The organism is Streptomyces sp. NPDC025806, assembly GCF_055558275.1.
This window is the reverse complement of the sequence record NZ_JBVHMU010000036.1, coordinates 24,166-34,828: the sequence shown is the minus strand read 5'-3', so window position 1 is coordinate 34,828 and position 10,663 is coordinate 24,166. Positions and strand designations below refer to the sequence as shown.

Sequence of the window (10,663 nt, the reverse complement as noted above, 5' to 3'; positions counted from 1 at the left end):
ACACCCTGCACCACACCCCGATCGGCGTGTTCCGCAACGTCCGCCGGCCCGTCTACGACGTCCAGATGTCCGACCAGCTCGACGCCGCCATCGAGAGAGACGGAAAGGGCGACCTCGCCGCACTCCTCGCCGGCAACGACAACTGGACCGTCGGGACAAGGAGCGCGTCATGACCGGCAGCACGCAGGAACGGGTCGAACAACTCGAGGAAATGGTCCAGCAGTTGACCGAGCAGGCCCGGCTCGGCGCGCTCGTGGACCGGTTCGTCTCGGGGCTCGACCACGTGGACCCGGCGTGGGCCGACGAGGCCTGGTACCGCTCCCTGTTCACCGAGGACATCGTGCTCGACATGCCCAACGGGGTGCACCAGGGCATCGCGGGCGTGCCGGAGTTCTTCGGCGTACCCAAGAAGCAGTGGGCCCGTACCCATCACATGACCTCGAACCACATCGTCGAGGTGACGGGGGGCACGGCCACAGGGCGGGCCAACGTGCAGGCGACGCACGTTCCCCACGGGCCCGACAGCCCGCTGTTCACGGGCGGCGCGCGCTACGAGTTCGAGGCCGTGCGCACCCCCCACGGCTGGCGGATCAGCAGGCTCACCACGGCCGTCACCTGGATCGACGACCGTACCCGGACCGCGGCGGACGCCGCGCGGTAACCCTTTTCACTGTGGCGCGGAGTCCGTTTTTTTCGGGCTCCGCGCCACAGTGCTGTCCGCGGCACGATCGCCTTGCGGGGTCCTTCACAGAAAAATGGCCGAACTTTCCGGCGGGCGATGAACCGGACGGTATTTGTGGAGCGGTTGGCGAAGTCCGGAACAATATTTCATTCCTCTGAAAGTCCCCGGCCGGCAGGCCGTGCGGCGTGGGAGTTTGTCGTTCTCTGACGTTCGCCGGACGTATTTGTGAACCGTGCGCCGAGGCATGACAGAACACCGCGCAGATCTGAATCGATGCGCCTTGAACTTCCGTCGCGGGGCGAAGAAGCTAATTCCCGGCTTCCGCAGTTCTGTGTCGCACCGGACTCCCGAAGGAATTCCCCAGATGGTCAAGGAGAGGTACATGGACGCTTCAGTGATTGTCGTGGGCGCAGGCCCCGCCGGAATGATGCTGGCGGGCGAACTGCGGCTCGCGGGAGTCGATGTCGTCGTCCTGGAGCGCCTCGCGAGACGCACCGGGGAGTCCCGCGGGCTCGGCTTCACCGCCCGCACCATGGAGATATTCGACCAGCGGGGCATCCTCAGCAGGTTCGGCGACGTCGAGACCAGCGACCTGGGCCACTTCGGCGGCCTGCCGATCGACTTCTCCCTCCTCGAAGGCGCCCACCAGGCCGCCAAGTCGGTGCCGCAGTCGGCCACCGAGACGCACCTGGAGGAGTGGGCCACCAGCCTCGGCGCCGACATCCGGCGCAGCCACGAGGTGCTCGGCATCGAGGACGACGGCGAGGGCGTCACCGTCACGGTGCGCGGCCCCGAGGGTGAACACAGCCTGCGCGCCGCCTACCTGGTGGGCTGCGACGGCGGGCGCTCCCTGATCCGCAAGCTGGCCGGCTTCGACTTCCCCGGCACAGCGGCGACGATGGAGATGTTCCTCGCCGACATCAAGGGCGTCGAGCTCAAGACCCGCATGATCGGCGAGACGCTGCCCGGCGGCATGGTCATGGTCGGCCCGCTGCCCGGCGGCACCACCCGCATCATCGTCTGCGAGCGGGGCACACCGCCGCAGCGCCGCGACACCCCGCCCGAGTGGCAGGAGGTCGCCGACGCCTGGAAGCGGCTGACCGGCGAAGACATCTCCGGCGCCGAAGCGGTGTGGGTCAGCGCCTTCGGCAACGCCACCCGCCAGGTCACCGAGTACCGGCGCGGCCGGGTCCTCCTGGCCGGCGACGCCGCCCACATCCACCTGCCGGCCGGCGGCCAGGGCATGAACACCAGCATCCAGGACTCCGTCAACCTCGGCTGGAAGCTCGCCGCCGTCGTCAACGGCACCGCCGGCCAGGAACTGCTCGACACCTACCACTCCGAGCGCCACCAGGTCGGCAAGCGGCTCCTGATGAACACGCAGGCACAGGGCCTGCTGTTCCTCAGCGGCCCCGAGGTGCAGCCGCTGCGCGACGTGCTGACCGAGCTCATCCGGTACGAGGACGTCGCCAGGCACCTGACCGGCATGGTCAGCGGCCTGGAGATCGGCTACGACGTCGGCTCCGGCAGCCACCCGCTGCTCGGCAAGCGACTGCCCCACCTGGAACTGACCACCGACCGGAAGACCACGTCCAGCACCGAGCTGCTGCGCTCCGCCCGCGGACTGCTCATCGACCTCGACGACAACCCGCGCCTGCGCGCCCGCGCCGCAGGCTGGAGCGACCGAGTCGACATCGTCACCGCCACCCCGGACGCCGTCGCCGGGCACAGCGCACTCACCGGCACCACCGCCCTGCTGGTGCGCCCCGACGGATACCTCGCCTGGGCCGCGCCCGGCAGCCACCACGACCTGCCGATGGCGCTGGAGCGCTGGTTCGGCAAGCCGCTCGCCGGCTGACGCGGCACGCCGCCCGACCAGCACGTCAATTGGAGGAGCACGACATGGCTATGCCGCAGGCAACTCTGGCACCGGTCCAAGCAGGGCCGGCGGAGGAACGCAGGGACGTCGTCCGGGCGGCCCGCACCGTCTTCGCCCGGCAGGGCTGGACGCACACCACCCTCGACGCCGTCGCCGAGGAGGCCGGACTCGAAACGGCCACGGTCGCCCACTACTTCAAGGACAAGGAGCAGCTGCTCCTGTCCGTCCTGCTGGACAGCGCCGCGTCGGTCGCCGCCGCGCTGACCGTCATCGCCGAGAGCCACCTCAGCGAGGTCACCGACCTGCACGAGGACCTCACCGCGCTCGGCCGGGCCTGGCTCACGCCGCTGACCGCCTTCCCCGAGCACTTCGCCATCGTGCGGCACATCAGCGCCGAGGTCACCCTGCTGCCCACCGGCGTCCTGGAGATGTGGCAGACCGCGGGGCCCCGCCAGGCCCAGCGCGAACTCGCCCGGCGCCTGGAGCGCCTGGCCGGCGCGGGGCTGCTCGACATCGCCGACGCCGACCACGCGGCCGGCCGCTTCGTGCAGCTGGTCGCCGGCAGCGTCGTGCAGCGCTCGTTCCACGGCGCGCTGCCGCTCGCCGACTTCGTGACCGAGGAACTGATCGCCGACGGCGTGTCGGACTTCGTCCGCCTCTTCGGCCGCACGGACGCCTGAGCCGCGCCCGACACCCACGGAAGAGAGAAGACATTGCACAGCACCCTGATCGTGGCCCGCATGGACGTCGAGTCCAGCGTCCAGGTCGCCAAGCTCTTCGCAGAGTTCGACGAGACGGAGATGCCGCACCGCATGGGCACCCGGCGTCGCCAGCTGTTCTCGTACAAGGGCCTGTACTTCCACCTGCAGGACTTCGACAGCGACAACGGCGGCGAGCTCATCGAGGACGCCAAGACGGACCCGCGGTTCGTGGCGATCAGCCAGGACCTCAAGCCGTTCATCGAGGCCTACGACCCGGCCACCTGGCGCTCCCCGGCCGACGCGATGGCCACCCGCTTCTACGACTGGCAGGCTGCCCAGTGACGCCGCCCGGAGGCCGCCGTGTGGTCATCACCGGCGTCGGGGTCCTCGCGCCCGGCGGCATCGGCGCCAAGAACTTCTGGAGCCTGCTCAGCGAGGGACGCACGGCGACCCGCGGCATCACCTTCTTCGACCCCTCCTCCTTCCGCTCCCGGGTCGCGGCCGAGGCCGACTTCGACCCCGAGCTGCACGGGCTGAGCCCGCAGGAGATCCGCCGCATGGACCGCGCCGCCCAGTTCGGCGTGGTCACCGCCCGCGAGGCGCTCGCCGACTCCGGCCTCGAACTGGCCGGCTTCGACCCGCACCGCACCGGCGTCACCATCGGCTCGGCGGTCGGCGCCACCACCGGACTCGACGACGAGTACCGGGTGGTCAGCAACGACGGACAGCTCGACGCCGTCGACCACACCTACGCGGTGCCGCACCTGTACAACTACTTCGTGCCGAGCTCGTTCTCGGCCGAGGTGGCCTGGGCGGTCGGCGCCGAGGGGCCCGCCACCGTGGTCTCCACCGGCTGCACCTCCGGCATCGACTCCGTCGGCCACGCCGTCGAGCTGATCCGCGAGGGCACCGCCGACGTGATGATCACCGGCGCCACCGACGCCCCGATCTCGCCGATCACCATGGCGTGCTTCGACGCGATCAAGGCGACGACGCCGCGCAACGACGACCCCGAGCACGCCTCGCGGCCCTTCGACGGCACCCGCAACGGCTTCGTGCTCGGCGAGGGCAGCGCCGCCTTCGTCCTGGAGGAGTACGAGAGCGCAAGGAAGCGCGGCGCGCACATCTACGCCGAGATCGCCGGCTACGCCTCGCGCTGCAACGCCTTCCACATGACGGGCCTGCGCCCCGACGGCCGCGAGATGTCCGAGGCGATCAACGTGGCCATGGCCGAGGCCCGGATGAACCCCGAGGCCATCGACTACATCAACGCGCACGGCTCCGGGACCAAGCAGAACGACCGGCACGAGACGGCCGCGTTCAAGCTGAGCCTGGGCGAGCACGCCTACCGCACCCCGGTCTCCTCCATCAAGTCGATGGTGGGGCACTCGCTGGGCGCGATCGGCTCGATCGAGATCGCCGCGTCGGTCCTCGCGATGGAGAACAACGTGGTGCCGCCCACCGCGAACCTGCACACCCCCGACCCCGAGTGCGACCTCGACTACGTACCGCTGACAGCGCGCGAGCGGCGCACCGACGCGGTCCTGACCGTCGGCAGCGGATTCGGCGGGTTCCAGAGCGCGATGGTGCTGGCCCGTCCCGAAAGGAGTGCGGCATGAGCGCCAAGGCAGTGATCACCGGCATCGGTGTCGCCACCCCCAACGGGCTCGGCGTGGACGACTTCTGGGCCGCGACCCGCGTCGGCAAGAACGCCATCAGCACGATCACCCGGTTCGACGCGTCCTCGTACCCCTCCCGGCTGGCGGGCGAGATCCGCACGTTCGAGGCCGCCGACCACCTGCCGAGCCGGCTGCTCCCGCAGACCGACCGGATGACGCGGCTCGCCCTCGTCGCCGCCGACTGCGCCTTCGAGGACGCGGGCGTCAAGCCGGACGACATCCCCGAGTTCGACATGGGCGTCGTCACCGCCTCCACCTCCGGGGGCTTCGAGTTCGGCCAGAACGAGCTGCAGAAGCTGTGGAGCCGAGGCAGCCAGTACGTGTCCGCCTACCAGTCCTTCGCCTGGTTCTACGCGGTCAACAGCGGCCAGATCTCCATCCGCAACGGCATGAAGGGTCCCAGCGGGGTCGTCGTCAGCGACCACGCGGGCGGCCTCGACGCCATCGCGCAGGCCCGCCGCCAGATCCGCAAGGGCAGCAAGCTGATCTTCTCCGGCGGCTTCGACGCGTCGATCTGCCCTTGGGGCTGGGCCGCGCAGATCGCCGGCGGCCGGATGTCCACCAGCGACGAGCCCGAGCGGGCCTACCTGCCCTTCGACGCGGACGCCAACGGCTATGTCGCCGGTGAGGGCGGCGCCCTGCTGATCCTGGAGGACGAGCGGACGGCCCGCGAGCGCGGCGCGCAGAACATCTACGGCGAGGTCGCCGGCTACGGCTCGACGTTCGACCCGAAGCCGGGCAGCGGCCGGGAGCCCGGGCTGCGCCGTGCCATCGAGGTGGCGCTCGCCGACGCCGGCGTGCGCGCCGAGGACGTCGATGTGGTGTTCGCCGACGCGGCCGGCACCCCGCGGCTCGACCGCGAGGAGGCCGACGCGCTGATCGCCGTGTTCGGGCCGTGCGGCGTACCGGTCACGGCGCCCAAGACGATGATCGGCCGCCTGTACTCCGGCGCCGCGCCGGTCGACGTGGTCTCCGCCGTGCTCGCCATGCACGAGGGGCTGATCCCGCCCACCACGAACGTGGAGCTGTCGCCCGCGTACGACATCGATCTGGTCGTCGGTCAGCCGCGCACCGCATCCGTGCGCACCGCGCTGGTCCTGGCCCGCGGCTACGGCGGCTTCAACTCCGCCGTCGTCGTGCGCTCCGCCGACTGACGCACCTCACCACCACTCACGAAGGGAACACCATGTCCGCTCAGGAATTCACCCTTGAGGACCTCAAGCACATCCTGCTGGAGGGCGCCGGCGCCGACGAGGGCGTGGACCTCGACGGCGACATCCTCGACACCGACTTCGAGGAGCTCGGCTACGAGTCCCTCGCCCTCCTGGAGACCGGCGGCCGCATCGAGCGCGAGTACGGGATCTCCCTCGACGACGACATATTCGCCGACAACCGCACCCCGCGCGCGCTCGTGGCCGCGATCAACGGCTACCTCGGGGCGCTGGCCGACGCCGCCTGAGCCCGCCGCCGCCCCCGCCGGGGCGCGGCGCCGGCGCGCGGCGTCCCGGCGGGCGGCCACCTCCCCTCCCCTTTCCCAGCTTCTTCGGTCACTTCGTTTGGAGTAGCAAGCCATGTCGCAGCAGGACCAGCGGGTCGCCCTCGTCACCGGCGCCACCAGCGGGATCGGCCTCGCCGTCGCCCGACTGCTGGCCACCCAGAACCACAAGGTGTTCATCGGCGCCCGCAGCGCGCAGAACGTCGCCGAGACCGTCAAGCAGCTCCAGGACGAGGGCCTCGACGTCGACGGCACCACCCTCGACGTGCGCTCCACGGACGACGCCCGCGCCTTCGTGCAGGCGGCCGTCGACCGCTTCGGCACGGTGGACGTCCTCGTCAACAACGCGGGCCGCTCCGGCGGCGGCGTCACCGCCGACCTCGACGACGAGCTGTGGCACGACGTCATCGACACCAACCTCAACTCGGTCTTCCGCCTGACCCGCGAGGTGCTGACCACCGGCGGCCTGCGGCACAAGGACCGCGGCCGCATCATCAACATCGCGTCCACCGCCGGCAAGCAGGGCGTCGTCCTCGGCGCCCCGTACTCGGCCTCCAAGCACGGCGTCGTCGGCTTCACCAAGGCGCTGGGCAACGAGCTCGCGCCGACCGGCATCACCGTCAACGCGGTCTGCCCCGGCTACGTCGAGACGCCGATGGCGCAGCGCGTGCGGCAGGGCTACGCCGCCGCGTACGACACGTCCGAGGACGCGATCCTCACCAAGTTCCAGTCGAAGATCCCGCTGGGCCGCTACTCGACGCCCGAGGAGGTCGCGGGCCTGGTCGGCTACCTCGCCTCGGACACGGCCGCCTCCATCACCGCGCAGGCCCTGAACGTCTGCGGCGGACTCGGCAACTTCTGAGCCACCCGGACGTCCTCACCCCGCCTTCCGACCCAAGGAGTCACCAGCATGTCGCAGTCCGGCCAGCGCGAAGTGGAGCACGAGATCACGGTCTCGGCCCCCGCCGCCGCCGTGTACCGGCTGATAGCCGAGGTGCAGAACTGGCCGCGGATCTTCCCGCCGACGATCTACGTCGACCACGTGGAGCGGTCCGCGACCCAGGAGCGCATCCGTATCTGGGCCACCGCCAACGGCGAGGCCAAGAACTGGACGTCGCGCCGCACCCTGGACCCCGAGCGGCTGCGGATCACCTTCCGCCAGGAGGTCTCCGCCCCGCCCGTCGCCGCCATGGGCGGCACCTGGATCATCGAGCCGGTCTCCGCGGCCGAGTCGCGCGTGCGGCTGCTGCACGACTACCGGGCCGTCGACGACGACCCCGCGTCCCTGAAGTGGATCGACGAGGCCGTCGACCGCAACTCGCGCTCGGAACTGGCCGCCCTGAAGACCAACGTCGAAGCCGCGCACGCCGCCGAGGACCTGACGTTCTCCTTCGAGGACACCGTCCAGATCAACGGGTCGGCCAAGGACGTCTTCGACTTCGTCAACGAGGCCCAGCTGTGGCCCGAGCGGCTCGCCCACGTGGCCACCGTCCGCTTCGAGGAGCCCTCGCCGGGCCTGCAGGAGCTGGAGATGGACACCCGCGCCAAGGACGGCTCGGTGCACACCACCAAGTCGTACCGGGTGGCCTTCCCGCACGAACGGATCGCGTACAAGCAGGTGACTCTGCCGGCGCTGATGACGCTGCACACCGGTTACTGGACGTTCGCCGAGAACGCCGGCGGTGTCGCCGCCTCCTCGCAGCACACCGTCACCCTCAACACCGCGAACATCGCGAGGATCCTCGGCGAGGACGCGACGGTCGCGGACGCGCGGGAGTACGTCCACACCGCGCTGAGCACCAACAGCCGCGCCACGCTCGGCTACGCCAAGGCCCACGCGGAGAACCTCGCCGCGGACAAGGCGGCCTGACCATGGCCGGGGACCACACCGCAACCCAGGTGATCGTGGTCGGCGCGGGCCCGGTCGGGCTGTTCCTCGCCGGTGAGCTCCGGCTCGCGGGCGCGGACGTGGTGGTCCTCGAACGGCTCACCGCGCCGACCACCGAGTCGCGGGCGTCCACCCTGCACGCCCGCACCATGGAACTCCTCGACGCACGGGGCCTGCTGGAGCAGCTCGGCGACCTGCCGAGCGAACCCAAGGGCCACTTCGGCGGCATCCCGCTCGACCTCACACTGCCCAGCCCCTGGCCGGGCCAGTGGAAGGTCCCGCAGACCCGCATCGAGGAACTGCTCGGACAGTGGGCGGCCGACCTCGGCGCCGACATCCGGCGCGGACACGAGGTGACCGGCCTGACCGTGACCGGGGAGTACGCCGAGGCCGAAGTACGCACCACCGAAGGAACGACGGAGTTCTTCCGGGCCGCGTACATCGTCGGCTGCGACGGCGAGAACAGCGCCGTACGCCGGCTGGGCGGCTTCGCCTTCCCCGGCGCGGGCGCCCAGCGCGAACTGCTGCGCGCGGACGTGGCCGGCATCGACATCCCGGGCCGCCGCTTCCAGCGCCTCGCGGGAGGAATGGCCGTCGCCGCCCGGCGTCCCGACGGAGTGACCCGGGTGATGGTGCACGAGTCCGGCGCGGCACCGCGCGACACGCAGCCGGACTTCGCGGACGTCGTCGACGCCTGGAAGCGCGTCACCGGGGAGGACATCAGCGGCGGCACCCCGCTGTGGGTGAACTCCTTCGACGACGCCTCACGGCAGGCCGGGACCTACCGCGACGGCCGGCTCCTGCTCGCCGGTGACGCGGCGCACCAGCAGATGCCGATCGGCGGTCAGGCCCTCAACCTGGGCCTCCAGGACGCCGCCAACCTCGGCTGGAAACTGGCCGCGCAGGTGCTGTCCGGGGGGTTCGAGGAACTCCTCGACAGCTACGACGCGGAACGCCGCGCTGTGGGCCGGCGGGTGCTGAGCAACATCAGGACCCAGGCGCTGCTGCTGCTCGGCGCCGGCGAGGTCGACGCCACCCGCGAGGTGTTCGCCGAGCTGATCGACGAGAGCGAGAACGTACGGACCCACCTGGCCGGAATGATCTCCGGCCTGGACATCCGCTACGACGTGGGCCCGGGCCGCCACCCCCTGCTCGGCCGGCGGCTTCCGCGGGAGCGGCTGGTCACGGGCGACGGCGAGGTCACCACCGCCGAGCTGCTGCGCCGCGGGCGCGGCCTGCTGCTGATCGCCCCCGCGGCGGCGGCCCGCCAGGAGGAACTGCGCAGGACCGCCGCCCCCTGGGCGCCGCTGGTGCGCACGGTGACCGCGCAGACGGCCCCGTTCACCGACGCGCTGCTGGTGCGCCCCGACGGCTACGTCGTATGGGGCGACACCCCGGGTGCGGACCCGACACAGGCACTGACCCGCTGGTTCGGCGACCCGGCGGCCGGCACCAGGCCGAAGACCGGGCCGAGGACCAGGCCCAAGACCAGGCCGGCCGCCGGGCCGGCGGCCGAGAAGAGGAGAGGGAACATGGAAAGGCTCATCGGCAGGACGGCGCTCGTCACCGGGTCGAGCCGCGGCATGGGCCGCGCGACGGCGATCCGGCTCGCGGCCGAGGGCGCGCTCGTCGCCGTCCACTACACCGCGAACAAGGACGCCGCCGACGAGGTCGTGACCCTGATCGAGAAGGACGGCGGCCGGGCCTTCACCGTCCGCGCCGAACTGGGCGTGCCCGGCGACGTGCACGAGCTCTTCCTCGGTCTGGAGAACGGGCTGCGGGAGCGCACCGGCACCACCGACCTGGACATCCTGGTCAACAACGCCGGCGTGATGGGCGGCGTCAAGGCGGAGGACACCACCCCGGAGAAGTTCGACGAACTCTTCGCGGTCAACGCCAAGGCCCCGTTCTTCCTCATCCAGCGGGCGCTGCGCAACATGCCCGACGGCGGCCGCATCATCAACATCACCTCCGGGCTGACCCGGTTCGCGAACCCGGACGAGATCGCGTACGCGATGACCAAGGGCGCCGTCGACCAACTCGCCCTGCACTTCGCGAAGTTGCTCGGACCGCGCGGCATCACCGTCAACTCGGTGGCGCCCGGCATCACCCGCAACGGCAACCCCGTCTTCGGCATCCCCGAGGCGGTCGAGGCGATGGCCCGGCTGTCCGCCTTCAACCGGGTCGGCGAGCCCGAGGACATCGCCGACGTCGTGGCCTTCCTCGCCACCGACGAGGCGCGCTGGATCACCGGCTCGTTCGTCGATGCCACGGGCGGCACCCTGCTCGGCTGAGCCGAGCCCCCCAGCCGGTACGGCAGCGCCCGTACCGCCCTCCGG

At 71.1% G+C, this 10,663-nt stretch carries 10 protein-coding genes; all 10 read left to right on the top strand.

The features are described 5' to 3' along the window. Nucleotides 1-169 precede the first annotated feature (169 nt). The 10 genes from ACZ4E1_RS39090 to ACZ4E1_RS39045 all read left to right on the top strand — a co-directional run bounded on the left by ACZ4E1_RS39090 (nt 170) and on the right by ACZ4E1_RS39045 (nt 10,618). On the top strand, nt 170-661 hold the full coding sequence (locus ACZ4E1_RS39090) for a nuclear transport factor 2 family protein (RefSeq protein ID WP_360859917.1): 492 nt from the start codon (nt 170-172) through the stop codon (nt 659-661). A 403-nt stretch (nt 662-1,064) separates the two neighbouring features. Continuing rightward, nucleotides 1,065-2,540, top strand: coding sequence for an FAD-dependent monooxygenase (locus tag ACZ4E1_RS39085; protein ID WP_360859914.1), 1,476 nt, complete (start codon nt 1,065-1,067; stop codon nt 2,538-2,540). A gap of 44 nt (nt 2,541-2,584) precedes the next feature. Further along, nucleotides 2,585-3,241 carry a TetR/AcrR family transcriptional regulator gene (locus ACZ4E1_RS39080; RefSeq protein ID WP_360859912.1) on the top strand — a complete coding sequence of 219 codons (657 nt, stop codon included), beginning with the start codon at nt 2,585-2,587 and terminating at the stop codon, nt 3,239-3,241. Nucleotides 3,242-3,274: 33 nt separating this feature from the next. After that, the gene (locus ACZ4E1_RS39075) at nt 3,275-3,604 is read left to right on the top strand and encodes a TcmI family type II polyketide cyclase (protein WP_360859909.1); all 330 of its coding nucleotides are present in this window, start codon (nt 3,275-3,277) and stop codon (nt 3,602-3,604) included. 20 nt (nt 3,605-3,624) lie between these two features. Further along, nucleotides 3,625-4,881 carry a beta-ketoacyl-[acyl-carrier-protein] synthase family protein gene (locus tag ACZ4E1_RS39070; protein WP_360859906.1) on the top strand — a complete coding sequence of 419 codons (1,257 nt, stop codon included), beginning with the start codon at nt 3,625-3,627 and terminating at the stop codon, nt 4,879-4,881. Then, nucleotides 4,878-6,095: a ketosynthase chain-length factor gene (locus ACZ4E1_RS39065; RefSeq protein WP_467548567.1), complete on the top strand. Its 1,218-nt coding sequence runs from the start codon at nt 4,878-4,880 to the stop codon at nt 6,093-6,095. Before ACZ4E1_RS39070 ends, ACZ4E1_RS39065 begins: the two co-directional genes overlap by 4 nt. A 32-nt stretch (nt 6,096-6,127) precedes the next feature. Then, nucleotides 6,128-6,400, top strand: a complete 273-nt coding sequence (locus ACZ4E1_RS39060) for an acyl carrier protein (protein ID WP_360859900.1) — start codon at nt 6,128-6,130, stop codon at nt 6,398-6,400. Between the two features lie 112 nt (nt 6,401-6,512). After that, the gene (gene fabG / locus ACZ4E1_RS39055) at nt 6,513-7,298 is read left to right on the top strand and encodes a 3-oxoacyl-ACP reductase FabG (protein ID WP_360859897.1); all 786 of its coding nucleotides are present in this window, start codon (nt 6,513-6,515) and stop codon (nt 7,296-7,298) included. Between the two features lie 48 nt (nt 7,299-7,346). After that, nucleotides 7,347-8,306 carry an aromatase/cyclase gene (locus ACZ4E1_RS39050; protein ID WP_467548564.1) on the top strand — a complete coding sequence of 320 codons (960 nt, stop codon included), beginning with the start codon at nt 7,347-7,349 and terminating at the stop codon, nt 8,304-8,306. Between the two features lie 2 nt (nt 8,307-8,308). Next, the gene (locus ACZ4E1_RS39045) at nt 8,309-10,618 is read left to right on the top strand and encodes an SDR family oxidoreductase (RefSeq protein WP_467548562.1); all 2,310 of its coding nucleotides are present in this window, start codon (nt 8,309-8,311) and stop codon (nt 10,616-10,618) included. Nucleotides 10,619-10,663: the final 45 nt, after the last annotated feature.

Excerpts from the sequence above, each read along its gene's own strand:
- ACZ4E1_RS39080 (WP_360859912.1), top strand. The coding sequence starts at position 2,585 with ATGGCTATGCCGCAGGCAACTCTGGCACCGGTCCAAGCAGGGCCGGCG.
- ACZ4E1_RS39045 (WP_467548562.1), top strand. The coding sequence starts at position 8,309 with ATGGCCGGGGACCACACCGCAACCCAGGTGATCGTGGTCGGCGCGGGC.
- ACZ4E1_RS39090 (WP_360859917.1), top strand. The coding sequence starts at position 170 with ATGACCGGCAGCACGCAGGAACGGGTCGAACAACTCGAGGAAATGGTC.
- ACZ4E1_RS39085 (WP_360859914.1), top strand. The coding sequence starts at position 1,065 with ATGGACGCTTCAGTGATTGTCGTGGGCGCAGGCCCCGCCGGAATGATG.
- ACZ4E1_RS39050 (WP_467548564.1), top strand. The coding sequence starts at position 7,347 with ATGTCGCAGTCCGGCCAGCGCGAAGTGGAGCACGAGATCACGGTCTCG.
- fabG (WP_360859897.1), top strand. The coding sequence starts at position 6,513 with ATGTCGCAGCAGGACCAGCGGGTCGCCCTCGTCACCGGCGCCACCAGC.
- ACZ4E1_RS39065 (WP_467548567.1), top strand. The coding sequence starts at position 4,878 with ATGAGCGCCAAGGCAGTGATCACCGGCATCGGTGTCGCCACCCCCAAC.
- ACZ4E1_RS39060 (WP_360859900.1), top strand. The coding sequence starts at position 6,128 with ATGTCCGCTCAGGAATTCACCCTTGAGGACCTCAAGCACATCCTGCTG.